Source organism: Streptomyces sp. NBC_01707 (assembly GCF_041438805.1).
Lineage (GTDB): Bacteria > Actinomycetota > Actinomycetes > Streptomycetales > Streptomycetaceae > Streptomyces.
In genome coordinates this window covers 5,850,455-5,873,570 of record NZ_CP109190.1, presented here as the reverse complement: position 1 = coordinate 5,873,570, position 23,116 = coordinate 5,850,455, and the positions used below count along the sequence as shown (strand labels likewise).

Here is a 23,116-nt window from a genome sequence, read left to right as displayed (position 1 = left end):
GGACCCAGGGACTACGTTAAGCACGCATCGTGTGACACGCGGCGACGGCCTGGAGACAGCACCTTGAGCGATCCGTACGAGACAACCGAGCAGCACCTCGAGCGACTCCTGCGACGCGCACTCAACTCTTTCGACCTGCCCGACTGCACGGTCGAGAGACTCGGCACGGCGCTGGCACACAGCAGCTCCCTGCACTCCTCGCACCACAGTTCCGTACTGCACCGCGAGACCTACCGTCATACCTACCTGCTGTCCGACGGCTCGGCCCTGACCCTGTGGGAGCTGGTCCACGGCGGCGCCAGGGACACGACGGACCGCCGGTCGCGGACACGGCCCGGCCCCCAGCACCACGAGCTGTACGACGACGAGGCCGACGCCCATGTCGCCGCCGCCCGGCTTGCCGGCAGCTTCTCCGACATGCCGGTGTTCGGCGACGACGCCCCGCAGGCGGACCTGGATGTACACACGGTCCTGATGGCCGCGCCGCCGGCACCGCTGCCCCGGATGTACGCGCCGGACAACTCCGCGGACCACGCCCGCCGCGTGCTGCGCCGCGCGGAGAACGGCGACGCGCCGGGCGAGGAGACGGCGTGTCTGCTGCGGGCCGCCTTCGCCCACCACATCACCCAGATCTTCGGCCGGCAGTGCCGGGTCGACGGACGGGACGCCGGTTTCACCCTGTACGAGCACGCCTTCCTGCTTCTCGACGGCAGCGAGACGAGTCTGTGGGAGGTCGAGCACACGGCGACGCCGGACGGCCGCCACATGTGCGAGGTGTACGGGGACGAGCAGGCGGCGCGCGAGGCGATGGAGAGCCGCACGCGCATCTGCTGACGGGTGACGGCTCCCACCCGCCGCAGCACGCACAAGGGGCCCGCGCCTGACGCAAGGATGCCCGCACCCCCGAAGGGTGCGGGCACCGAGCAGACAGGCACGCGGCCGGGCCGGCAGACGCACTCAGCGCGTCAGTGCGGCCTCCTTGACCACCTCGTCCGGCGTGGCGTCGACGTCCTGGACGTCCTCGTCCTCGCCGCCCTCCACGTGCTGCCGCGGTCGCGCCGGCAGCGCGAACATCACCAGGAAGATCACTGCGAGCACCCCGGCCACCCACCACAGCGAGTGCTGGAACGCCTCGACGAACGCCGGGCCCATCGCCTGCGGCGCCAGTCGGTCGCTGATCGACCCGAAGAAGACGACCGAGACGAGTCCGAGCCCCAGTGCGTTACCCATCTGCTGCACGGTGTTGATCAGCCCGGACGCCGATCCGGAGTGCTCCTTCGGCACCTCGGACAGCACCGCGTCCGTCAGCGGGGCCACGATCAGCCCCATACCGAGCCCCATGACGACCAGCGGCAGAGCCATCTGCCACGGGGCGATGCCCATGCCGTACCGGTCGGACTCCCAGATGTAGAGCAGCAGTCCGGCGACCATCAGCAGCGCGCCCGCCTGCAGGACCTTGCGGCCGAACCGGGGTACCAGTTTCTGTACGGAGATCCCGGCGGCGAACGAGACGGCGATCGAGAACGGGATGCCGGTCGTGCCCGCCCGCAGCTCGCTCCAGCCGAGTCCCATCTGCATGTACAGCGTCCAGACCAGGAAGAAGATGCCGAGGCCGATCCCGAAGGTCAGCTGGACGGCGATGCCCGCTGCGAAGCTCTTGACCCGGAACAGCGACAGCTCGACGAGCGGCGAACCGTCCTTGCGTGCCTTCGCCCGCTCGAACAGCACCAGGGCCGCGAACACCAGGACACTGCCGATCATCGACATGTACCCCCACAGCGGCCAGCCCAGCTCGCGCCCGCGGGTCAGCGGGTAGAGCAGCATCAGCAGTCCCAGCGTCACCAGCGCGACACCGACCAGGTCGAGGCGGAGCGCCTTCGGGGCTTTGGACTCCGTGATGAACTTCCGGCCCAGGAGCAGTCCCGCGATGCCGACCGGCAGGTTGATCAGGAAGATCGGCCGCCACTCCAGGCCCGCGATGTTCCACTCGGTGAGCAGCGCGCCCAGCAGCGGTCCCGAGACCGCGCCGAGGCCGACGATCGCACCGAAGAGGCCGAAGACCTTGCCGCGCTCGTGTGCCGGGAACGTGGCGTGCACGATCGACAGCACCTGCGGGACCATCAGCGCGGCGGTGCCGCCCTGCAGGATGCGGGAGGCGACCAGCATCTCCGGGTTCGCCGCGAAGCCGCAGAGCGCGGAGGCCAGCGTGAAGCCGCCGATGCCGATGAGGAAGAGCCGCTTGCGGCCGTAGATGTCGCCGAGCCGGCCGCCCGTGATCAGACCGGCCGCGAAGGCCAGGGCGTATCCGGCGGTGATCCACTGGATCGAGCTGAACGAGGCACCTGTGTCGCGCTTGATGCTCGGAATGGCGATGTTGACGATCGTGACGTCGACCAGGTCCATGAAGGCCGCGGTCATCACGATGGCGAGCGCGAACCACCGGCGCCGGTCCGACGGGTCCGAGGACACCGTGGGATCGGCCGCCGTGGACGGCAGCGATGCGGAAGAAGTCATATGAAGAAGTTAAACGTCCATTAGGTCAGGTCATGACCCAATGGACCGGCACTCTGGATCCATGACCGATACCCCGGCACGACTGCTGAATCTGCTGTCGCTCCTCCAGACGCCGCGCGAGTGGCCGGGCAGCGAACTCGCCGAGCGACTCGACGTCAGCCCGCGCACCATCCGCCGCGACATCGACCGGCTCCGCGACCTCGGCTACCCCGTCGAGGCGTCGCGAGGCTCGGTCGGCGGCTACCGGCTGGTCGCGGGCACCGCCATGCCGCCGCTGCTCCTGGACGACGAGGAGGCGGTGGCGATCGCTGTAGGACTGCGGGCAGGGGCGGGGCACGCCATCGAGGGGGTTGACGAGGCATCCGTACGAGCCCTGGCGAAGCTGGAGCAGGTGCTGCCGTCCCGGCTGCGGCACCGGGTCTCGACCCTGCAGAACGCCACCATGCCGCTGACCCGCGGTGACGGTTCGACCATCGATCCGCACACGCTGACGGTGATGGCGTCGGCGGTCACCGGCCGGGAGCGACTGCGGTTCGCCTACCGGGCGGGGGACGGCGCCGAGACGAAACGGGAGGCCGAGCCCTACCGGCTGGTGAGCACCGGGTGGCGGTGGTACCTCGTCGCGTACGACCTGGGGCGCGAGGCATGGCGTACGTTCCGCGTCGACCGGGTGAGCGAGCCGTTCGCCACGGGGGCCCGCTTCACACCGCGCGAGCTGCCCACGGGGGACGCCGCGGCATTTCTCACCGACTCCATCCGGCGCCGGCAGCCGGAGCTGGCGGTCGAGGTGAGCTTCGCGGCCCCGGCGGAATTCGTGTCCGCGCGGCTGCCCCCGGCGTTCGGTCCGCTGGAACCGACGGGCGAGAACAGCTGCCGGCTCCGTGCGGTCATGGCGGACTCGCTGGAGTGGGTGGCGCTCCGACTGGCGCTGGTCGACTGTGAGTTCACCGCGCACCAGCCGGCGCAGCTGGTGGAGTTCCTGAGCGATCTGGGCGCCCGGCTGACGCGCGCCGCAGCACTCTCCGCACCATGACGGCAAAGAAATGAGCCCCGGCGCCAGGGGGGGTGGGCGCCGGGACTCAGCTCATGGGGTCCGCACGAAGCGGCTCATATCGGAGGCTACTGGACTCGAGCTCACGCCGCAGCGTCAAAACCCGTGTCGTGGGCCATTCGCTTCAGTTCGAGCAGTGCGTGCTTCTCGATCTGCCGGATCCGCTCGCGTGTCAGACCGTGCTGCTTGCCGACCTCGGTGAGAGTCCGCTCCCGGCCGTCCTCGATGCCGTACCGCATACGGATGATCGACGCGGTGCGGTTGTCGAGCTTGCCGATCAGATCCTCCAGCTCCTCGCTGCGCAGCAGCGTCATCACGGACTGCTCGGGCGACACCGCGGAGGTGTCCTCCAGCAGATCGCCGAACTGGGTCTCGCCCTCGTCGTCCACGGACATGTTGAGGCTGACCGGGTCACGGGCCCAGTCCAGGACATCGCCGACGCGCGTGGCCGTGGAATCCAGCTCCGCGGCTATCTCCGCGTGCTCGGGCTCGCGCCCGTGCTCACGGTTGAACTCCCGCTGGACACGGCGGATCCGGCCGAGCTCCTCCACCAGGTGGACGGGGAGCCGGATCGTACGGGACTGGTCGGCTATGGAACGGGTGATGGCCTGACGGATCCACCACGTCGCATACGTGGAGAACTTGAAGCCCTTGGCGTAGTCGAACTTCTCGACCGCGCGCACCAGGCCCGCGTTCCCCTCCTGGATCAGGTCGAGCAGGGGCAGCCCTGCCCGCGGATAGCGGCGGGCGACAGCAACCACGAGTCGAAGGTTGGAACGGATGAATATGTCCTTGGCGCGCTCGCCCTCGGCGACCAGCGCCTCCAGCTCCTCACGCGTCGCTCCACCGGCTTCGCTCTCCACCACACCGTCGAGGACCTGCCGGGCGAACACGCCCGCTTCGACGGCTTGGGAAAGCTCGACCTCCTTGGCGGCGTCGAGCAGCGGCGTGCGCGCGATCTCGTCCAGGTACATGCCGACCAGGTCGCGATCGGCGATTTCCCCGCCCACGGCGCGAACACTGCTTGCCCGGCTGCTCCCACCAGTGGTGGACGAACGACGGGCGACGGCACGGGTTGCCATGCGTGCTCCCTTGCTGAGTAGGTCGCGACACCCTTTCGGGTGCCCTGCATCCGTTGGAAACAACGACTGGAATCCGGACAGAATTCCCATGCCTCGCATTCATTGTCGCGATCATGCAGTACCCTGTCGCGCCGAGAAGGGGAGGGTTCATGCCGGAAACCCCGGGACTCCGTACAGAGGTGCAGGTCAGACCAGGCGTCGCGGGCGATCTGGCGGCCCTCACCGGCATCTACAACCATTACGTTCGTGAGACTGCGCTCACATTCGACACCGTCCCCTTCACACCCGAACAGCGGATGCCGTGGCTGCTCTCTCACCCTGAAGACGGTCCGCACCGTCTTCAGGTTGCTCAGGATGTCCGCATTGTCGGCCCCGCGTCGGTGCTCGGCTACGCGACCAGCAGCGCCTTCCGCCCCAAGGCGGCGTACGCCACGTCGGTGGAGGTGAGCGTGTACTGCACACCGCAGGCCGCCGGCCAGGGCATCGGCACACTCCTGTACGAGTCGCTCTTCGAGGCCCTCGCTGACGAGGATCTCCATCGCGCGTACGCGGGCATCGCCCTGCCCAACGACGCCTCGGTGCGGTTGCACGAGCGATTCGGCTTCCGCCATGTCGGTACGTACGCCGAGGTGGGCCGGAAGTTCGGCAGGTACTGGGACGTGGCCTGGTACGAGAAGCCTCTGGGCCCGGAGACCTAGGCCCCGGCGGGGTCGTGGCGTAGGTCTGCAGCCCGTTACGGGCGACGGGCCCCGCGCCTAGCGTGTTCCGGCATGACCGACACGACAGGCAGGAAAGACGCCACAGGCGCACCGGGCACTGCACCGGGCGACACCACCGGCGCGCTCGACGAGGCGCTGGAGCGGCTCCACGCCGCGGGCCCCGAGCGGAACGGCTGGCTGAGCAACCACGGCCCGATGGCCGTCGAGGCGCTCGTACGGCACGGCCAGGCACCGGCCGTCCACCGTTGGCTCGACCACTACAGCCACAAGCTGGAGGACATGCCGGCCCCCGCGGCCCGGGTCACCGCGGAGAACTGGCACGAGGCCCTGGGCGACCCGCGCAGGATCGCCGACTGGACGACGTACTTCGAGCGGGAGATTGCCGGGCGCCCCTGGCAGGACGTCCTCACCGAGTGGTGGCCGCGGCTGCTGCCTGGCATCGCCGCGGGCGCCACCCACCCCGTGATCCGGGTCGGCCACGCCGTGCGCACCCTGCTCGACGGGGAAGCGAACGCCCCCCGGAAAGCCGAGCTCGCGCACGGCCTCGGCTACTGGGCCGCCCGCCACCAGCCGCTGCCCGCGCTGCACCCACCGGCCTCGCTCGTGCCCGCGCCGAGTGCCGCGGCCGCGCTGGACGCCGTACCGCCGGTGGCCGACCAGAGTGGCGGGATACGCGACCGGCTGGCGCAGCTCACCGAGTTCCCGCTGTGGCCGCAGCAGTTCGCCGACGACCCGGACGTGGCGCGCGCCCGGCTGGCGGAGCTGGTCAGGGCCGCGACCCACCGCTACGCCACCCACGGCCACGGCGCACCGATCATGCTGGTGCACGCCGCGACCGCACCCAACGCCGTGCTGCGTACGCTGCCCGCTCTCCCCCGTGAACTGTGGGGACAGAGCCTGGCCGCGGCCTGGGCCGCGAGCGCCGCGGTCACCGCCGCGTACAGCCCCGCCGACCCCGTTCCCTGCGCCGCATCGCCGTCGGCGGTCTCCGCGGACGAGATCTTCGCGCGGGCGGCGGCGCACGGCGACGACCACACGATCAAGTTCACCGACACCGCACTGGATGTCGGTGACACGACGGCCCTGGCCGCCGCGCTCCGCTCGATCGAGCTGAACCCGCCGGCCCTCTGACCACTCAGCCGAACTGCACCGATCGCTTCGCGAGCCCCATCCAGAACCCGTCGATGATGCTGCGCCCCTGGTCCAGCTCTCCCTCCGAGGCGCCCAGCGTCACGAAGAGCGGCGCGAAGTGCTCGGTGCGCGGATGGGCCAGCCGGCCCGCCGGGGACTTGTGCTCGAAGTCGAGCAGCGCGTCGATGTCCTGCGCCTGCAGCGCCCGGTGTCCCCAGTCGTCGAACTCCACCGACCAGGCGGGGTTGCCGCCGCCTGTGTGCCGCAGTGCGGCGAGGTTGTGGGTGAAGAAGCCGCTGCCGACGATCAGTACGCCCTCGTCGCGCAGCGGCGCGAGCTTGCGTCCGATGTCCATCAGCTTCTGCGGGTCCAGCGTCGGCAAGGAGATCTGGAGTACGGGGATGTCGGCGCCCGGGAACATCTCCACCAGCGGGACGTACGCCCCGTGGTCGAGCCCGCGGTCCGGGATGTCCTGGACCGGTGTACCGGCGCCGCGCAGCAGCTTGCGTACGTTCTCCGCCAGCTGCGGCGCCCCCGGGGCCGCGTACCGCACCTGGTAGTAGTGCTCGGGGAAGCCCCAGAAGTCGTAGACGAGCGGGACGGTCTCGGTCGCGCCCAGGGCGAGCGGGGCCTCCTCCCAGTGGGCGGAGGCCATGAGGATCGCGGTGGGGCGGGGCAGGCCGGCGGACCATGCGGCCAGCTGGCCCGGCCACACCGGGTCGTCGGCCAGCGGCGGCGCACCGTGGGAAAGATAGAGGGCGGGCATCCGCTCCGCGGTGACAGTCATGGCACTCCCCATCCACTGCTACTGAAGACAGATCTTCTACGGGGCCTTCGAAGCTCCTGAGCTCCGAAGCTCGAAGCTTCTTGAAGCTTCAAGTTCCCATCTACGGAGACCTTAGCCCTATCTAGTTCAACTTTCAAGAAAAGGTCGTACAGTGGAGTCCATGACCACGGCATCCACCGGCGGGCCGCCCTGGCTCTCCGACGAAGAGCAGAGCGTCTGGCGCGCCTATCTCCAGGCCACCACGCTCCTGGAGGACCACCTCGACCGCCAGTTGCAGCGCGACGCCGGCATGCCGCACATCTACTACGGGCTGCTCGTCCAGCTCGCCCAGGCGCCCCGGCGTCAGATGCGGATGACCCAGCTGGCCAAGGACGTCAAGATCACCCGCTCCCGGCTCTCGCACGCCGTCGCCCGGCTGGAACGCAACGGCTGGGTGCGCCGGGAGGACTGCCCTTCCGACAAGCGCGGACAGAACGCGGTCCTCACCGACGAGGGTTACGAGATGCTCCGCCGGTCCGCGCCGGGTCATGTGCGTGCCGTACGCCAGGCGATGTTCGACCGGCTCACCCCCGAGCAGCTGCGCTCCTTCGGCGAGATCATGCAGGTCATCGCCACCGGACTGGAGCCGGACGGCACGGACGCGGACCTGCCCTGGCTGCGCTAGGGGTCTCCTGCCCACGCACCGCGTACGGACGCGGGTCTGCCCCGGCTCCGCCGAGCGGAACCGGGGCAGACCCATGTTCACGTCACTTCATGTGACTCCACGCCGCGCGTCCGTCGTCAGTGCGCGACAACCGGGACCTTGAACTCGTCCTCGACCCCGTCGGCATCCCCCGAGCCGGAACCCGAGTTCACCGTGGTCGCCGAAGGACGTCCGGCGTTGATGAACGTCACCGCGATCGCGGACGCCACCACCAGGATGCCGACCGCCCACCAGATGGCTCCCGTGAAGCCGTGCACCATCGACTGGAGCTTCAGCAGCTTCGGGTCCGTGGCGGCCAGCGCGGCGTGCGAGGTGGCGTACGCCGTGGCGGCCGAGGCGGCGATCGTGTTCAGCAGCGCCGTACCGATCGCGCCACCCACCTGCTGCGAGGTGTTGACCATCGCGGACGCCACACCCGAGTCCCGCGGCTCGACCCCGTGCGTGGCCAGCGACATGGCCGGCATGAACGCCGTACCCATGCCCAGACCCAGCAGGAGCTGCGCCGGGAGGATCAGTGCCGGGTAGGAGGAACCGATCTCCAGCTGCGTCAGCAGCAGCATGCCCACGGCTGCGGCCAGGAAGCCCGGGCCCATCAGCTTGCGAGCCGGGACCCGCGTCATCAGCCGGGCGCCGATCTGCGTCGATCCGGTGATCATGCCCGCGATCATCGGGAGGAAGGCGAACCCTGTCCGGATCGGCGAGTAGCCCCTCACGACCTGCAGGTAGTACGTCAGGAAGAGGAAGAGCCCGAACATCGCGATGATGGCCAGCCCCAGCGAGAGGTAGACACCGCCGCGGTTGCGGTCCATCACGACGCGCAGCGGCAGCAGCGGCGACTTGACCCTGGCCTCGGTCAGGACGAACGACAGGAGCAGCACACCGGACGCGACGAACATGCCGATGGTCAGCGGGTCCGACCAGCCGCTGGACTCGGCGCGGGTGAATCCGTACACCAGCGAGACCAGACCCAGTGCGGAGAGCACCACGCCGGGGATGTCGAGCGACGAGCGGTTACGGCTGCCGACCGGCTCGCGGATCACGAAGTACGCACCCGCGGCCGCGATGACGGCGAACGGGATGTTGACGAAGAACGTCCAGCGCCAGTTCAGCGTCTGGGTGAGGAAGCCACCGAGGATCAGGCCGACGGCGCCACCACCACCGGCGATCGCACCGTAGATACCGAACGCCTTGGCGCGCTCCTTGGCATCGGTGAACATCACGGCGAGCAGCGAGAGCGCGGCCGGGGCGAGCAGGGCACCGAAGACACCCTGGAGCGCGCGTGAGCCGAACAGCATGCCCTGGTTCTGGGCCGCGCCACCGAGCGCGGAGGCCAGCGCGAAGCCGATCAGGCCGACGACGAAGGTGCGCTTACGGCCCCACAGGTCGGCGATCCGGCCACCGAAGAGCAGCAGTCCGCCGAAGGCGAGGGCGTAGGCCGTGATGACCCACTGCTTGTTGGCATCGGTGATGCCCAGGGCCGTCTGTGCGTGCGGCAGCGCGATATTCACGATCGTGGCATCGAGCACCACCATCAGCTGCGCGAGTGCGATGAAGGCCAGCGCTTTCCAGCGGCTGGGGTCAGGAAGTCGTGGATCAGCTGTTTTTGACATGGAAGTAGCCACCTAAGGACGCGCGTGGACGCGAAGGGTCGTGAACCGTGACCGTGAACGCAGAACGTCCCGGCCGGTGAACGGTGAGGGTGAGAAGTGCGAAGGGAGGGAGCTGGAAGAAGTGGGAGTGGACGTGAGGTCAGTCGTGAGCTGGGGGTGGTGAGGGCGCGTCGGACACGCAGCCGGACGGCGTCTGCTTCAGCAGCCCGGCACGGGCCTCATGGCCGGCGCCGCAGATCCTCCAAGGTTGCCGCCGTACCGGGCAGTTCGGACCGGGCCGGAGCCTCGAGGCCGTCCAGGAACAGCTGGATGTGACGGTGGGTGAACCGGTCGATGTCCAGGCACGCGATGCCTGGCAACGGCCGGGTGAGCTGGGAGAGGCCGACCAGTACGTCACCGACGGCGATGTCGGTGCGCAGGCGCCCCGCGGACATGGCGCGCGCCACGAGCCCTTCGACGGCCTCTTCGAGGCGGCGACGCTCGGCGAGCAGTTCGGGATGGTCCTTGTCGAAGCCGCCGGACAGCATCGGGCAGAGTGCCCCGACGCGTTCGTCGGCCGCCGCGTGGACGAAGCGGCTGAGCGCAGCGAACGGGTCGCCCTCCTCGGCCGCCGCCTCGTCCGCACGGTCGGTGGTGCGGGAGGTGACGGAGAGAACGACCTCATGGGTCAGCGCGGCCCGGTCGGGGAAGTTCCGGTAGAGCGTGGCATTGCCGACACCCGCGCGGCGGGCGACCTCGTCGAGCGGCACGTCCGGCCCGAACTCGACGAACATCTCGCGCGCCGCCGCCACGATCCGCTCCCGGTTGCGCAGCGCGTCCGCCCGCGGGCGGGGCGTGCGGCGCGGCGCCGTCCCGGTGTCGATGTCGGTGTCGGCGGCGATGCGAGTGACGGTCTCCACGACGGCAGCCCTTCCCTTCCGGCTCTTGCTGCTCCTGTTGGCTCCTGCGGCGCCCCGGATACGTGCAACCGGGGAGCGCCTCCCCGTTTCGCGGGGACACGGGTTCAAACGGGGATTCGGTCCCCGGTTATTTCCCATCCCAGATGTGACCTGCGTCACATCACCCGGACGGAGAATCCACCGATCGGCGCACCCAACGCGCGGCCACGCACCGGCCGCCAGAGGGTGATCAGCAGAGCGCAGCCAGGGCCCGTCGGCTGCCGCGGACCCCCGGAAGGCGACTCTATGCAGCAGCCCCGCCACCGGATACCCAGCCGCCGCCGCACCCTCGCACTCGCCGGGGCGACCACACTGGTCATCGCCGCCACAGCCTCGGCCAGCAGCACGCTCTCCCTCCCCGGCCACGCCACCGCCGGACCGGTGGCCACCGCTGACGAGGCAGGGCTGGGACCGTGCCGGATATCCGCGACGATGGGCGTACAGATGTCGGAGGGGATGCCGACCCCGACCGGCTACTCCCGGTCCACCGGCGAGGTGCACGCGCTCAACCTGATGATCGACTTCCCGGACGCACCGGGACCCGGGTCGGCGATGGACCGGTTCGGTGAATTCTTCCCGCAGACCACCGCCTGGTTCCGGACCAGTTCGTACGGCCGGCTCATCTACCGGCCCGAAACCCCCGTGAAGAGCTGGCTGCGGATGCCGCTGCCGTTCTCGGCGTACGGGATAGAGCGCGGCTCACCGTACGAGCCGGGCTACCGCCGTCTGGTCCAGGACCTCGTGGCCATAGCCGACCCGAAGGTGGACTTCAGGGAGTACGACCTGGTCAATGTCCTGGTCACACCGAACGCCGGACCCTCCGCACTGGACACCGTGTTGTCCGTGACCTTTTCCGGCAATGCCGACGCCCCGCTCGCGGACGGCGTCCCGCTCGCCAACACGTCCTTCATCTACAGCCGGCAGGACGACGGCTCCGGGTCGTACGCACAGAACGGCTACCGCGTCCTGCCGCACGAGAACAGCCATGTCTTCGGCCTGCCCGACCTCTACACCATGGAGGGCGGCGGCTCGGTCGGGCACTGGGACATCATGTCCGAGGACTGGGGGGCCAACAACGATCTGCTCGGCTGGCACAAGTGGAAGCTCGGCTGGCTCGACGGCAAACAGATCAGCTGCGCCTCCAAACCCGGCACCACCGACCGCATCCTCGGGCCGCTGGCCGCCCGGGGCGGCCTGAAACTGGCCTTCGTGCCGCTCAGCGCGGAGTCGGGCTACGCGGTGGAGGTACGGACCCAGGCGGGCAACGACCGGGCGGTCTGCAGGCCCGGTGTACTCATCTACAAGGTGCGCTCCGACGTGGACACCGGCCTGGGGCCGATCACCGTCGCGGACAGCACCAAGGGCAGCAGAGGCTGCACACGGTCCCCCAACGTGCAGGCCGAGCTGTCCGACGCCCCGTTCCAGCCCGGCCAGACGTTCACCAACGCGGCGGACGGGATACGCATATCGGTGGTCGACAAGGACTCCAAGGGCAACTACCGGGTCCGCATCACCCGCTCCTGATCACGCCCCTCCCCGCTACCCGCTCTTCGTCCCCCTCCCCCGCACCTCGTCGTCGACCGGCCCGCGCAGCTCACGCTTGAGGATCTTCCCGGTCGGGTTCCGCGGAAGCGGTTCCTCGCGTACGAGGACATGGGCCGGAACCTTGAACGCAGCCAGGGTCCGCCCGACGTGCGCCCGCAGCTCGTCGGGCGTGACGGTGGCACCGGGCCGAAGCCGGACGACCGCGGCGACCTCCTCACCGAGGACCGGGTGCGCCACGCCCAGCACTGCCGCGTCCTCGACGTCCGGGTGATCGTGGAGCACGGCCTCGACCTCCACGCAGTACACGTTCTCACCGCCACGGATCACCATGTCCTTGAGCCGGTCCACGACGCTGACCCGCCCGTCACGCACCAGCGCGAGATCGCCGGTCCGGAACCATCCGTCGGTGAACGCCTCTGCCGTCGCCGCCTCGTCCCGCCAGTAGCCGCGGACCAGTGACTGGCCGCGCAGCCACAGCTCGCCGACCTCGCCCTCGGGCAGCGCCTCACCCGCCGGACCGGCGATCCGTACCTCGGTGGTGGGGGTCGGTCGGCCGACGCTGCCCGGGTGCAGCCGGTAGTCGGCGCCGAAGTTCGCCAGGACGCCGCCGCAGGTCTCGGTCAGACCGTAGCCGTTGCGCGGCTCGATCCGCTCACCGAAGCGGGCGGTGAGCCGCCCCACCAGGTCGGGCGGAGCGGCCGCCCCGCCGGTGTTCAGCATCTGGAGGCTCGCCAGTTCGTCCCCCGCCCGCTCGGCGGCGGCGAGGAGCTCGAGGGCGGTGGCCGGGACACCGGCGTAGTGCGTGACGCCGTGCTCACGGATCAGCCGCAGCGCCTCCTCGACGTCCCACTTCCGCATGAGCACGAGCGCACCGCCCGCCGCCATCGCCGAGTAGAAGGAGGTGAACGCGGCGACATGGAAGAACGGAAAGGTCATCAGGGTGACCGGCGCGGGCCCCTGTCCCGGGATGATCCCGCGGCGGAGTGCGGAAGCGGTCGCGTGGAACCGCGGGTTGAGTGCTGCGCCCACCTGGGCGAGGTGGGTGGCGACGGCGCCCTTGGGCCGCCCGGTGGTGCCCGAGGTGTAGATGATCGTCGCATAGTCCTCGGGGCGGATCTCGACCTCGGGCGGTGCGGCGAGCGGGTCGGGCGCGGGCAGGTCCTCGTACCGCTCGGCCCCCTGCGGAACCTCGCCGGCCCGGCCGTGGAAGACGACCAGGCGCGCCTCGGTCTTCTCCGCCCACGCGGAGACGCGAGGCAGCCGCTCCCCGTCCACCAGCAGCACCCTCGGTCCGCAGTCGTCGAGCGCGTACGTGAACTCGTCCTCGGTCCACCAGGCGTTGAGCGGTACGGCGACGAGACCGGCCAACTGCGCGGCCCAGAAGGCGATCTGCCACTCGGGGTGGTTGCGCATCGCGACGACGGCCCGGTCTCCGGGGCGGAGCCCGTACACCTCGGTCAGCCGGCACGCCAGCGCGGACGCGGCGGCGAAGAACTCCGCGTACGAGTAGCTGCCCTCGGCGGCGATCAGGAACGGCTGGTCCCCGAAGGCCCAGGTGGTCTCAACGAATTCGCGGAGGGTTCTGGGCCCGTCCGCATACACGAGCACCCCGGCCTGCGGGCCGTCCTGCAACCGTACGACGGCGAACGGGGCTCCGGGCCCGGTCAGCGCCGCCTCGATGCGGTCGGCGGCGGACGAGGCACCGGCGTCGGGGGCCGGGTCGGCGGGGATCGGGTCGGTGTGCGGCACGAACGACCTCTCTAAGCGCTTGCTCAGTACTTTCGTGACGCTATGCCCGCCCCCATGCCCCGTCAAGACACCCCGCAACCCACACCGTGCGCGCACCCGGCAGCACCTTCACCGAATGCACCGCCCGCCTGCCTCCATCACCCCTGCGCCTCATCCGCTACCCTGTCCTGGACTGCCGTCAGCGGCAGATCTGCCTTCGTAGCTCAGGGGATAGAGCACCGCTCTCCTAAAGCGGGTGTCGCAGGTTCGAATCCTGCCGGGGGCACAACGCGTTACCGCTCTGACCTGGCGTTTCTCCCCAGGGAGGGGTCTTACTCGGCCTCGGACTCCTCGTCCGGGGCCGTTTGCGTGAGCGGTGCGTGAGCGGACGGGGAGTTGATCTCCCGAATTTTCCCCAAAGGATCAGCACCATCCGGCACGGATTCCGCTTCGGCGGACTCCGCGTCGTCGGGCTCGGCCTCCGCTTCGGGAGCGGTGTTCTCGGGGGTTGTGCGCGCTCGCGGCACGAGCCGGGCCGCAGCCTCCGCGATCGCCAGATCCGCCTCGGGGAGCAGGCTCGTGTACGTGTCCGACGTGATGGTGATCGAGGAGTGGCCGAGCATCTCCTGGATGTCCTTCAGGCCGGCACCTGCAGCGTGAGCCAGGGTCGCGGCACCGTGGCGGAGGTCGTGGAGCCGGACCGGCGGGAGGCCGATCTCCTCATACAGCTCGATGAATCGTCGTGTGACGTTGGCGGGGTGGAGCAGTTCTCCGTTCTCGCGGGTGAAGACCCTTCCGGTCTCCGCCCAGGCGCTCCCCCACTTCTCGCGATCCTTGTCCTGCTGGGCTCGGTGCCGCTTGAGTGCCTGGACGGTGTCGGCGTCGAGGGCGATGGTGCGCGCTCCGGCGTCCGTCTTCGGATCGTCCTCGTACACCTCCCAGCCATTCACGACGAGTTGCTTGGCGACCGTAAGAAGCCCGGCCTCCAGGTTCGCGTCGGTCCACCTCTGACCGCACGCCTCGCCTCGCCGAAGTCCGCGGAAGGCGACCAGGTGAAACAACGCGTACAGCCGGTCCTCGGCTACATGGTCGAGAAAGAGGCCGGTGTGTTCCGGCGTCCAGACCATCACCGGCGAGGGCTTCTCGCCGGTGCGCTTCCAATGGAGGATGCGCTCCTCGGTCCACACGAGCGCCTTGGGGCGCCTGCCTGCCTCCAGCTCGACGTGGGCGGCCGGGTTGAAGGTGATCAGCTGCTGGGCGATCGCCGCGTTCAGCGCTGCCCGCAGTGTGGAGCGAACACGTTGCCGCGTCGCTGGACCGACAATGCGGCGGTAGGGATCCATCTCGGCGATGGCCGCTTTCATCGCCTTACGGCGGGCGCGGGGCTCGCGCCCCTTCCAGGCAATCTGCGCGAGATCCTCGAACGCCTTGCGTCGTGCGGCGTTCCCCTCGGCGATCTCGACGTTGGCCTCGGCTATGGCCTCGAACATCTCCGAGAGGTGAGTGACCCGAAGGCGGTCGAGCCGAACGTACCCGATGCGCGGCTGAAGGTGGACGCGAATGTTGCTCTCGTCGCGGCTGATTGCACTCTGCCGCCCCTTCTTGCCCGCCAGCCAGATGTCCAGCCACTCACCGACCGTGAGGCGGCTGGTGAGGTCCAGGCCGTGGCTCAGGCGCCGACGGGTCGCCTCGATGTCCGGTAGCGGAGCCTTCTCGTCTGCCACCTTCTCCAGCAACTCGGCGATCTGATCGAGACCTTCGGAGTCATCGGTGTCGGCAAGGCCGAGAAGGGCGCGTATGTGGTCGAGGTCGGCTTGGGCGGCTTTGAGGCTCTCGTAGCCGGCACGGCTGAACGAGCGGCGGGTTCCGTCGGCTCGGGGTGGGAGCTCCTGGCGTACGGAGTAGGAGCCGTGCTTGCGGCCGGCGAGCCTGGGGCACTTCTTGCCGAGCGGCTTGCCGGTCTTGGGGTCGCGGCAGTAGCAGCGGCGGTGGGTGGAGCCCTTCAAGGGCGTTCCTCCTGGGTGGTCTCAGGGGCCCATTCGGGCGGGTCTACGTCGTGAAGTGCGGGTGGGAGGTCGGGTGGGGTGGCTCCGTCTTCGCGGAGCTCGCGACGGAGGTAGCGGAGCTTGTACTTGGCGGAGATGGCCTGGTCGGCGTACGCGCTCTGCTTGCGTTCGGCCTCTTCCTGCTGGGCGCGGCTCGTTGCCGTCCTGGCCGCGAACCGTGCCTGCTCTTCCTCGTCGAGCGCGGCCAGCGCGGTGCGCACGAGACTGGTGTGGGCTTCGAAATCGGGCACGAGGCCCGAGTCATAACCGAGCACTTCCTCTTCGCCGGTGAAGCGGCGCAGGGCATCCCAGGTCGGCACAAGTCCCTGAAAGGGGAGTTCCTGCGTCCGGTCGACGTAACCAACCGGGAAAATCAGGCAGGCCGGATACGTCTCCAACGCGGCGGCCAAGACGATGACGTCCACCAGCGGGAGGCCGGCCCGGCGGCCCGACTCCATGTTGGCAATCACGTTGCGGGGAATGGGGTGCCCGAGCTCCTCGCACCGGTCGGCCAGATCCTGCGCGCTCCACCCCATCTCCTTCCTTCTCCGGCGGACCTCACCGGCCACGTTTGCCTGGACCCGGTCCACCCACTCCGGGAAGTCATCCTCTTCATCATCCGAATGGCGTTGTGTCATGCAGACACATTAGCTTGAGGATGCTGATTGGTAGACGCCTGGAGCCGGACGGGATGACCACGTTCGCCGAGGGCTGTACCGAAAGGGATGCCGCATGCGCGAAAACACCACAGGAGGGCAGCCCAAGGGGATGAGCCGAGAAGACCTGTTGGCCTTGCCGGTAGCCGTTGACCTGGAAACGAGCAATCGCGCCCTGGGGCTTGGCCGAAGCAAGGGGTATGAGCTGGCGAAGCGGGGCGCGTACCCGTGCAAGGTCCTGCGGCTCGGTAACGCCTACCGCGTCGTGACCGCAGACCTGCTGAATCTGCTCGGGCTGGCGGCATGAAGGGACGGCAGCCTAGCAAAGCGTTCTGCGTTGAGCTGACACAGAATCGCTGGACTGTTGGCAGGAGTGGACGTACGGTCCGTGTTCCCTCGGGGTACGAAGTGGGCCTCCGGCGAGGCAACGCCGGAGGCCCGAGCAGCCCCGAACGGCCCTGGAAGAACCAACCCGGCGGCAAGGGCAGGCAAGCCCACCACCGCCAGACGAGGAGCTGCCCCGTGGAACACGCGGGAACCGAGCCCTATTCCACCCCTGACAAGCCCTCCTGGCCGCCGGTCGCCATACCCGGCCAGCCGACGGGCCGCCCTGCTTCACCGGGAGAGCCGCACGCAGCCGTCTCCGAGGCTGCCCCGGTATCCGAGGGGGAGCAGGTGCTGACGGAGCTGCGGGAGCAGATCCGTCATTACGTCGTACTGCCCAGCGAGGAAGCGTTCACGGCAATGACGTTGTGGGTGGCGGCGACCCATCTGCAGACGGCATGGCAGCACGCTCCGCGGCTGGCCGTGGTCGGGCCTGCAAAGCGCTGCGGCAAGTCACGGCTGCTGGACGTGATCACGGAGAGCGTCCACAACCCGCTGATCACGGTCAACGCGTCGGCCGCCGCGGTGTTCCGGTCGATCACCGCCACACCGCCCACCCTGCTGGTCGACGAGGCCGACACTCTCTTCGGCTCCGCGAAGGTCGCGGAGAAGAACGAGGAGATGCGTGGCCTGCTCAACGCAGGGCACCAGCGCAACCGCCCCACCCTCCGGGTCAGTGGACCCAACCACGAGGTGGCGAAGTTCCCCACCTTCGCCATGGCCGCCCTCGCCGGCATCGGTGACCTGCCGGACACGATCATGGACCGGTCGATCGTCATCCGGATGCGCCGCCGCAGGCCGGGCGAGAAGGTGGCGGAGTTCCGTACCTTCCGGGACACCCCGCCCCTCCACGCCCTGCGCGACCGGCTCGCCGCCTGGCTGGCCCCGCTCCACGCCGAGGCGATGGAGCTGACACCGGCCATGCCGGTCGAAGACCGTGCGGCCGACACCTGGCAGCCGCTGGTGACCGTCGCCGACCTCGCCGGCGGAGCATGGCCCGACCTCGCCCGCACTGCCTGCCGTGTCATGGCCAAGCACGAGGCAGAGCAGGACCAGGACAGCAGTAGCCTCGGCATCCGCCTCCTGGCCGACATCCGCCGTGCCTTCGCCACCGAAGGCAATCCGCCGGCTCTCCGTACCAGTCGGCTCCTCGACATCCTCAACCAGGACGCCGAAACCCCCTGGCCGGAGTACACCACCAACGGCCTGACTCCTCGGGGCCTGCAGATCCTGCTCAAGGAGTACGGCATCAGCTCCGCCCCCCGCCGCTTCCACGGCAACGTCCAGGCCCGGGGCTACGCCCTCCTGCATTTCACCGACTCCTGGGCACGCTACTGCCCCGAGCCCGTACCGGAAGCCACGACCGGGGCCTGACCCGGCGCGACCCGGCGCGACTCGTCTCTGCGCAGGTCAGAGCGGTGACGAGTCGGGACCCGGTGACGAGTCGACTCGATGTCACCTCCGCACCCGTACCTGCCCTGACCAGGCACGCGACGAGTTGCGACGGGTCACTCCCACCCGCCACCGGGCCACACCAGTCCCACCTCCGTACTCCTGGAGCGCTTCCCCTTGCCTTCTCCCACCTTCACCGCGGCACCTTCCCCTGCCCCGGTGCCCTTGACCGCAGCGATCCGCACGGGCGTGGCGCTGCTGGCCGTGGCAGCCTTCGCGCTTTCCTACGACGCCCTGCGTCAGATGGCCGCCGCCAGCCACATCCACCCGGCGCTCACCTACGCCTTCCCGCTCGTCATCGACGGGTTCATCGCCATCGGGATCGGCGCCCTGCTCGTCCTGCGGACCGCGCCCCTGTCCGCCCGCCTCTACGTCTCGGCGCTGGTCGGCACCGCCACCGCCACAAGCATCTGGGCCAACGTCCTGCACGCCATCCGCCTCAACCAGCAGACCCGCCACAACGGGCTCTCCCTCGACGACCTCACCGTCGGGGCCATCTCCGCCATCGCGCCACTCGCCCTGGCCGGAGCCGTCCACTTCTACCTCCTCGTCGCCCGGCGCCCCGATACCCCTGACCGCCACAACCCCGAAGACCGCCACGAACCCGCCAAGGAACACCAGACCGGCCCGCTCGCTCCGCCAGCCGTCACGGACACCGACGACGGCGTGCCTGGGCCACCCGCGAAGCGAGAGACGGAGACGCCACAGCAGCCTGGGAAGCCGGGAAGCAAACGGCCGAGCGTTTCCCGAGAGCAGGCCGTGGCTATCGGCCGCACGGCTCCGCTCGGACGAGCCGGCCGTGCCTCGCGCCGCAGCATCGAGAAGGCAGTCAGGGACGAGGGTTTCGGGATCTCCCGAAGCCGTCTGGATGAGGTCAAGGACCTGCTGCAGGCCGAGCTCGACGCCGCCACCACAAGCAACGGCTGATACTCGCAGCCCACGTCCCCCAGCCCGTTCCTCCCGTGAATCAGGACGGGAGGAACGGGCCCTCTCCCTCCACCACCGCTTGCAGGAGCCCACATGCACAGCCCCGACCACGAACCCTCGTCATCACAGCAGCAGCTGACCTCCTCCCCAGCACCAGGCGGAGCAAGGTATCCCGCTGGACCGTCCACGGGCCGGTTCCACGGGGAAGCCTCCGCCCCGGGGGTGGCGGAGGCACTCGGGCACCAGGGGGTGCCCGAGGAGGAGCAGCTGGTCGGCACCACCGCGTACCCGCCGCTCCCGCGCGCCGCCGAAGCCGCCGCCCTCCACCGCGTCGCCCGACGCCGTCGGCGCGATCCGAACGGCCAGCGCAAGCAGCGTGTCGACGCCCGCTACAGCGTCGGCGAGAAGGCGGACATCCTGCGCGTGGCCCGGTCGCTGAACATCGCCGGCGCGCACTACGTCGGCGCCGTCGTCATGGCCCACGTGCACGGCGACCTGGCCCTGCCCGGCCAGCGCACCGCGCTCGACGACTACATCGACGAGCTGACCGCTCTGCGTGGCGAGGTCGCCAGGATCGGCCACAACGTCAACCAGATCGCCAAGAGGCTCAACTCCGGCGGACATCCACACCCTGGGGACAGCGGGCTTCTCGCCCGCGCCGAGCAGACCCTGGCATCGGTCGGCGCCACCGTCCGCCACATCGCCGCCGCCACGAACCAGGCCGTGTCCACCACGAAGGCCCCCCGGTGATCGCGAAGATCAGCGGCGGCAAGGACACCGGGGGCCTGATCCGCTATCTGTTCGACACCGTCAGGGCCAAGAGCCACACCGACCCCCACCTCGTCGCCTCCTGGGACGGCTTCGCCCCCGACCCCGGCCGCGCCGACGACATCGACGCCACGAGGAAGCTCCTCGTGGCGGACCTCGACCTCCACGTCAAGCAGGCCAGGCGTCTGGGCCGTGCCCCCGAGCGCCACGTGTGGCACTGCTCGGTCCGTGCCGCGCCCGAGGACCGGATCCTCGACGACGAGGAGTGGGCCCACGTCGCCCGCCGGATCGTCGCCGCCACCGGCATCGCGCCCGAAGGTGACCCGGACGGCTGCCGCTGGGTCGCCGTGCGCCACGCCCCCGACCACATCCACATCGCCGCCACCAAGGTCCGCGCCGACCTGCGCACCGCCCGCCACTGGAACGACTACCTCACCGCCGACCGCGAACTCGCCGCCATCGAGAAAGAACACGGCCTCTTCGAGGTCGTCCGCGGGGACCGCACGGCCGCCAAGCGACCCACCCGTGCCGAACAGGAGAAGGCCCGCCGCGCCGGCCACGACAAGACCGCCCCCGAACGCCTGCGCGCCCTCGTCCGCACCGCCGTGGCCGCCGCAACCGGCATGGAGGAGTTCATCCAGTTCCTCAGCCACACCGAGGGCGTGCTCGCCGAGGTCGTTTACTTCCCCTCCGGCGACGTACGCGGCTACAAGGTCGCCCTCACCGACGGCGCCGACGCACCGATCTGGTACTCGGGTTCCAAGCTCGCCCCGGACCTCTCCCTCCCCAAGATCCAAGAACGCCTGGCCAGCACCGCCCCGCAGCCCACCATCCAGCCGGGCGTGCGCCGGACCAACCCCTGGCACCATGCCACCGCCGCCACCGAACGCATCCCCCACCATCTCGCCCAGGACGACGACCACGCCTCCCAGGCCCACCTCGCCGCCTTCGGCGAAGCCCTCGACGCCCTCCCCCTCCTCGCGCCCCACCCCCTGAAGTCCCAACTCCGCGAAGCGGCATTCGTGTTCGAGCGCGCCACCCGCTCCCGCATCCACGCCGAACACCACCACGCCCGCGCCCTGCGCGGCGCCATCCGCGCCATGGTCCGCGAGCCCGCGCCCAAGGAGGGCGCCGCGCTGGCGATGCTCCTCGACGCCGCGATCCTCGTCGTCATCGCCGCCTCGCACTGGCACCAGCTCCGCCACCACGACCAGCAGGTCGCCGCAGCCCAGCGGGCACTGCTCCACCTGCAGACCGCCTACGAGCAAGCCGCGCCCGCTCCCCTGGCCGCGCTCGCCCGGAACCGGCCACCAGCGGCGACCGCAGACCGGCACGTCCGCCGCCTCCGCGAGACGCTGCCCGGGCACGCCGAGCAGATCATCGAGGACCCCGCCTTCGACGCCCTCAGCGCCGCCCTCGCCCACGCGGAAGCAGCAGGCCACAACCCGGACGATCTCCTACGTCAAGCGACCGACCAGCGCGCTCTCCACGACGCCCGCCGCCCCGCACGGGTACTGACCTGGCGCGTCCAGCGCCTCAGCGAGCGGCCGGCCCCGAGCGCACGAGCCCGCGCAGCACGAGCCCGCAGCACGGTGACCCCTCGGACCGCGCCCCAGCACCCCACCACCCCGGCCCCCGAAACGACCGTCGCGATCACGGCCCCGCAGCGACCACGCCCACGACAGCGCTGATCACGACCGCGCGGACACCCTGGGAGCAAGCAGCTCCAGCACTTCCTCCCAGCGGTACCGGTCGGCCCCACCCCCGGCCTTCGGCAGGTGAGGCTCGTACGAGCCGACCAGGACGCCCATCTCCCGCAGCCGATCAAGGCTCTGCCGGTAAGCGGGATGGGCTGCCTGGGCGGAGTTCAGGTACGGCAGCACGGCCACCGGGACACCCATGGCCGGCGCCTCGCACAGGATGCCCAGCGCGAGATTGTCGGAGATCCCCGCGGCCCACTTGTTGACCGTGTTGAACGTGGCCGGAGCGACCGCGATCGCGTCCGCGGGGCGCGTCGGACGCGGTTCGCCAGGTGCCCGCCAGGCCGATCGGACGGGACGGCCGGTCTGCGTCTCGATCGCCTCCACGTCCAGGAAACCGAGCCCGTCCGGGGTGGTGATGACAGCCACGTCCCAGTGCCGTTCCTGCGCCGCGGTAATCAGCCGACCGACGTCGGCGGCGACCCCGGCCGCGCAGACCACGATCTGAAGCACGAGTTCATCAGACTGATCGTTCACTGAAGGCTTCCTTTCGGGTGCAAGATCAATGCAGTCGACGCGGCGGGCTCGTAGGAGTCTGCGCGACTGAGCGATTAACTTGGCCAGTCGAGCGCTCACACCGACATACAGTCAGGTCTGGATCCCTCCGGCTGGGGTACGGCTCAGCACCGCGCGGAATCGCTCCCGTCCGGCACTGACGCTGGCTTCCCATAGACCTGCGGCGGTACCGGATACGGAGAGCGACTGAAGCCGCTGCTCTTCGCTGCTGAAATCGGCGCCCGTCACATTCTGGTCAAGCATGCCCATCGCGGTGAGCGCCGTGTGACCGCAGGAGACCGCGTGCTCGGCGTTTCCAGAACCGTTGGCCAGCAGGGCGTACCGTAGGACCAGACTCGCGAAGAACGCGTAGGTACCGGCGACATCGGTGAGACCATCCTCGGTTGACTGCCACTCGGGGAACTGCTCCAGTCGGCATGCACGGTCAGCGGCGTCCGGAAGCGGACGGTCGACGCTCCAGAGGTCGCCCGCAGACTCCCTGTAGAAGCTCACATCGGCCTCCCGGTCCGCCTCACCCGCCCGCAGACCGATGAACATCGGAGCCATCCGTTCTGCACAGGCTGCAACGTACAGACGAACCGCCTCGTCTGCCCCGGTCTGAAGCTCAGCCACGACGGTCTCTTCCACCAGCGTCTTCACACGCCGTCCCCCCTCCACGTCCTTTGCTCAACTGGCCATCTCAACCACTCACCGGCCAAGTGGAGCGCTCGGTCACAGTCTGCCGTGGACGCGGTGCTGCACTGCGGGCTTCATGTGTCGGTGTCCCGTGTCACCGAACTTCATTGTCACGGGGTCTTGTT

Annotated in this window: 21 protein-coding genes, 1 tRNA gene and 1 pseudogene; 12 read left to right on the top strand and 11 right to left on the bottom strand. The window is 69.7% G+C overall.

The annotated features are described in order from the left end of the window. Positions 1 to 63: 63 nt before the first annotated feature. Positions 64 to 834, top strand: a complete 771-nt coding sequence (locus OG963_RS26480) for a DUF6227 family protein (RefSeq protein ID WP_093776384.1) — start codon at positions 64 to 66, stop codon at positions 832 to 834. A 123-nt stretch (positions 835 to 957) separates the two neighbouring features. On the opposite strand, the gene OG963_RS26475 is transcribed toward OG963_RS26480, so the two are convergent. Further along, on the bottom strand, positions 958 to 2,514 hold the full coding sequence (locus OG963_RS26475) for an MFS transporter (RefSeq protein ID WP_093930406.1): 1,557 nt from the start codon (positions 2,512 to 2,514) through the stop codon (positions 958 to 960). 61 nt (positions 2,515 to 2,575) lie between these two features. On the opposite strand from OG963_RS26475, the gene OG963_RS26470 reads away from it, so the two are divergent. Beyond that, complete coding sequence (locus tag OG963_RS26470; RefSeq protein ID WP_093776380.1) at positions 2,576 to 3,547, top strand: YafY family protein; 972 nt, start codon at positions 2,576 to 2,578, stop codon at positions 3,545 to 3,547. A 101-nt stretch (positions 3,548 to 3,648) separates the two neighbouring features. On the opposite strand, the gene OG963_RS26465 is transcribed toward OG963_RS26470, so the two are convergent. Beyond that, entirely contained in the window at positions 3,649 to 4,647 is a 999-nt protein-coding gene (locus tag OG963_RS26465; RefSeq protein ID WP_093776378.1) for an RNA polymerase sigma factor RpoD/SigA, read from the bottom strand. A 149-nt stretch (positions 4,648 to 4,796) separates the two neighbouring features. Here OG963_RS26465 and OG963_RS26460 point away from each other — a divergent pair, with 149 nt between their 5' ends. Together OG963_RS26460 and OG963_RS26455 are read left to right on the top strand one after the other, a co-directional pair. Then, complete coding sequence (locus OG963_RS26460; protein WP_093776377.1) at positions 4,797 to 5,345, top strand: GNAT family N-acetyltransferase; 549 nt, start codon at positions 4,797 to 4,799, stop codon at positions 5,343 to 5,345. A 72-nt stretch (positions 5,346 to 5,417) separates the two neighbouring features. Continuing rightward, positions 5,418 to 6,497, top strand: coding sequence for a questin oxidase family protein (locus OG963_RS26455; protein WP_319325244.1), 1,080 nt, complete (start codon positions 5,418 to 5,420; stop codon positions 6,495 to 6,497). A 4-nt stretch (positions 6,498 to 6,501) separates the two neighbouring features. Here OG963_RS26455 and OG963_RS26450 read toward each other — a convergent pair whose 3' ends face one another. Then, positions 6,502 to 7,284 carry a dioxygenase gene (locus OG963_RS26450; protein WP_371799523.1) on the bottom strand — a complete coding sequence of 261 codons (783 nt, stop codon included), beginning with the start codon at positions 7,282 to 7,284 and terminating at the stop codon, positions 6,502 to 6,504. A gap of 151 nt (positions 7,285 to 7,435) precedes the next feature. On the opposite strand from OG963_RS26450, the gene OG963_RS26445 reads away from it, so the two are divergent. Continuing rightward, positions 7,436 to 7,948, top strand: coding sequence for a MarR family winged helix-turn-helix transcriptional regulator (locus OG963_RS26445; RefSeq protein WP_093776374.1), 513 nt, complete (start codon positions 7,436 to 7,438; stop codon positions 7,946 to 7,948). Positions 7,949 to 8,064: 116 nt separating this feature from the next. Here OG963_RS26445 and OG963_RS26440 read toward each other — a convergent pair whose 3' ends face one another. Continuing rightward, positions 8,065 to 9,597 (bottom strand): MFS transporter, encoded by a 1,533-nt coding sequence (locus OG963_RS26440; RefSeq protein ID WP_093776373.1) that lies wholly within the window; start codon positions 9,595 to 9,597, stop codon positions 8,065 to 8,067. A gap of 218 nt (positions 9,598 to 9,815) precedes the next feature. Beyond that, a complete protein-coding gene (locus tag OG963_RS26435) occupies positions 9,816 to 10,496 on the bottom strand; it encodes a TetR/AcrR family transcriptional regulator (protein ID WP_371126454.1) in 681 nt (226 codons plus the stop codon). Between the two features lie 285 nt (positions 10,497 to 10,781). On the opposite strand from OG963_RS26435, the gene OG963_RS26430 reads away from it, so the two are divergent. Next, positions 10,782 to 12,059: a M6 family metalloprotease domain-containing protein gene (locus OG963_RS26430; protein ID WP_093776372.1), complete on the top strand. Its 1,278-nt coding sequence runs from the start codon at positions 10,782 to 10,784 to the stop codon at positions 12,057 to 12,059. 15 nt (positions 12,060 to 12,074) lie between these two features. Here OG963_RS26430 and OG963_RS26425 read toward each other — a convergent pair whose 3' ends face one another. After that, the gene (locus tag OG963_RS26425; protein WP_371799522.1) at positions 12,075 to 13,829 is read right to left on the bottom strand and encodes a class I adenylate-forming enzyme family protein; all 1,755 of its coding nucleotides are present in this window, start codon (positions 13,827 to 13,829) and stop codon (positions 12,075 to 12,077) included. A gap of 192 nt (positions 13,830 to 14,021) precedes the next feature. On the opposite strand from OG963_RS26425, the gene OG963_RS26420 reads away from it, so the two are divergent. Next, positions 14,022 to 14,094 (top strand) — tRNA-Arg (locus OG963_RS26420). Positions 14,095 to 14,140: 46 nt separating this feature from the next. Here the strand turns inward: OG963_RS26420 and xerC are convergent. Both xerC and OG963_RS26410 read right to left on the bottom strand, forming a co-directional pair. Beyond that, positions 14,141 to 15,814 (bottom strand): site-specific integrase, encoded by a 1,674-nt coding sequence (xerC, locus tag OG963_RS26415; RefSeq protein WP_327367963.1) that lies wholly within the window; start codon positions 15,812 to 15,814, stop codon positions 14,141 to 14,143. Continuing rightward, positions 15,811 to 16,491 carry a helix-turn-helix transcriptional regulator gene (locus OG963_RS26410; RefSeq protein ID WP_327367964.1) on the bottom strand — a complete coding sequence of 227 codons (681 nt, stop codon included), beginning with the start codon at positions 16,489 to 16,491 and terminating at the stop codon, positions 15,811 to 15,813. Before OG963_RS26410 ends, xerC begins: the two co-directional genes overlap by 4 nt. Before the next feature lie 94 nt (positions 16,492 to 16,585). Here OG963_RS26410 and OG963_RS26405 point away from each other — a divergent pair, with 94 nt between their 5' ends. The 5 genes from OG963_RS26405 to OG963_RS26385 all read left to right on the top strand — a co-directional run bounded on the left by OG963_RS26405 (position 16,586) and on the right by OG963_RS26385 (position 21,731). Then, the gene (locus OG963_RS26405; protein ID WP_326742090.1) at positions 16,586 to 16,816 is read left to right on the top strand and encodes a hypothetical protein; all 231 of its coding nucleotides are present in this window, start codon (positions 16,586 to 16,588) and stop codon (positions 16,814 to 16,816) included. 215 nt (positions 16,817 to 17,031) lie between these two features. After that, positions 17,032 to 18,267: a DUF3631 domain-containing protein gene (locus OG963_RS26400; RefSeq protein ID WP_371799521.1), complete on the top strand. Its 1,236-nt coding sequence runs from the start codon at positions 17,032 to 17,034 to the stop codon at positions 18,265 to 18,267. Between the two features lie 195 nt (positions 18,268 to 18,462). After that, on the top strand, positions 18,463 to 19,272 hold the full coding sequence (locus OG963_RS26395) for a DUF2637 domain-containing protein (protein WP_327367966.1): 810 nt from the start codon (positions 18,463 to 18,465) through the stop codon (positions 19,270 to 19,272). A gap of 93 nt (positions 19,273 to 19,365) precedes the next feature. Beyond that, positions 19,366 to 20,022, top strand: coding sequence for a MobC family plasmid mobilization relaxosome protein (locus tag OG963_RS26390; protein ID WP_371799520.1), 657 nt, complete (start codon positions 19,366 to 19,368; stop codon positions 20,020 to 20,022). Next, complete coding sequence (locus OG963_RS26385; protein WP_371799519.1) at positions 20,019 to 21,731, top strand: relaxase/mobilization nuclease domain-containing protein; 1,713 nt, start codon at positions 20,019 to 20,021, stop codon at positions 21,729 to 21,731. The genes OG963_RS26390 and OG963_RS26385 overlap by 4 nt, the downstream gene beginning before the upstream one ends. On the opposite strand, the gene OG963_RS26380 is transcribed toward OG963_RS26385, so the two are convergent. The 3 genes and pseudogenes from OG963_RS26380 to OG963_RS26370 form a co-directional block, all read right to left on the bottom strand. Next, positions 21,732 to 22,277: a flavoprotein gene (locus OG963_RS26380; protein WP_327367969.1), complete on the bottom strand. Its 546-nt coding sequence runs from the start codon at positions 22,275 to 22,277 to the stop codon at positions 21,732 to 21,734. It abuts the gene before it with no gap. Positions 22,278 to 22,388: 111 nt separating this feature from the next. After that, on the bottom strand, positions 22,389 to 22,853 hold the full coding sequence (locus OG963_RS26375; RefSeq protein WP_371799518.1) for a hypothetical protein: 465 nt from the start codon (positions 22,851 to 22,853) through the stop codon (positions 22,389 to 22,391). Further along, positions 22,828 to 22,887, bottom strand: a pseudogene (locus tag OG963_RS26370) (hypothetical protein); the annotation flags it as partial. The gene OG963_RS26375 and the pseudogene OG963_RS26370, both read right to left, overlap by 26 nt. Between the last annotated feature and the right edge of the window lie 229 nt (positions 22,888 to 23,116).

What these genes read in the sequence shown, in the direction of transcription:
- OG963_RS26475 (WP_093930406.1), bottom strand. Translation starts at nt 2,514, where the DNA reads ATGACTTCTTCCGCATCGCTGCCGTCCACGGCGGCCGATCCCACGGTG.
- OG963_RS26470 (WP_093776380.1), top strand. Translation starts at nt 2,576, where the DNA reads ATGACCGATACCCCGGCACGACTGCTGAATCTGCTGTCGCTCCTCCAG.
- OG963_RS26465 (WP_093776378.1), bottom strand. Translation starts at nt 4,647, where the DNA reads ATGGCAACCCGTGCCGTCGCCCGTCGTTCGTCCACCACTGGTGGGAGC.
- OG963_RS26460 (WP_093776377.1), top strand. Translation starts at nt 4,797, where the DNA reads ATGCCGGAAACCCCGGGACTCCGTACAGAGGTGCAGGTCAGACCAGGC.
- OG963_RS26455 (WP_319325244.1), top strand. Translation starts at nt 5,418, where the DNA reads ATGACCGACACGACAGGCAGGAAAGACGCCACAGGCGCACCGGGCACT.
- OG963_RS26450 (WP_371799523.1), bottom strand. Translation starts at nt 7,284, where the DNA reads ATGACTGTCACCGCGGAGCGGATGCCCGCCCTCTATCTTTCCCACGGT.
- OG963_RS26440 (WP_093776373.1), bottom strand. Translation starts at nt 9,597, where the DNA reads ATGTCAAAAACAGCTGATCCACGACTTCCTGACCCCAGCCGCTGGAAA.
- OG963_RS26430 (WP_093776372.1), top strand. Translation starts at nt 10,782, where the DNA reads ATGCAGCAGCCCCGCCACCGGATACCCAGCCGCCGCCGCACCCTCGCA.
- OG963_RS26410 (WP_327367964.1), bottom strand. Translation starts at nt 16,491, where the DNA reads ATGACACAACGCCATTCGGATGATGAAGAGGATGACTTCCCGGAGTGG.
- OG963_RS26405 (WP_326742090.1), top strand. Translation starts at nt 16,586, where the DNA reads ATGCGCGAAAACACCACAGGAGGGCAGCCCAAGGGGATGAGCCGAGAA.
- OG963_RS26390 (WP_371799520.1), top strand. Translation starts at nt 19,366, where the DNA reads ATGCACAGCCCCGACCACGAACCCTCGTCATCACAGCAGCAGCTGACC.
- OG963_RS26375 (WP_371799518.1), bottom strand. Translation starts at nt 22,853, where the DNA reads ATGTTCATCGGTCTGCGGGCGGGTGAGGCGGACCGGGAGGCCGATGTG.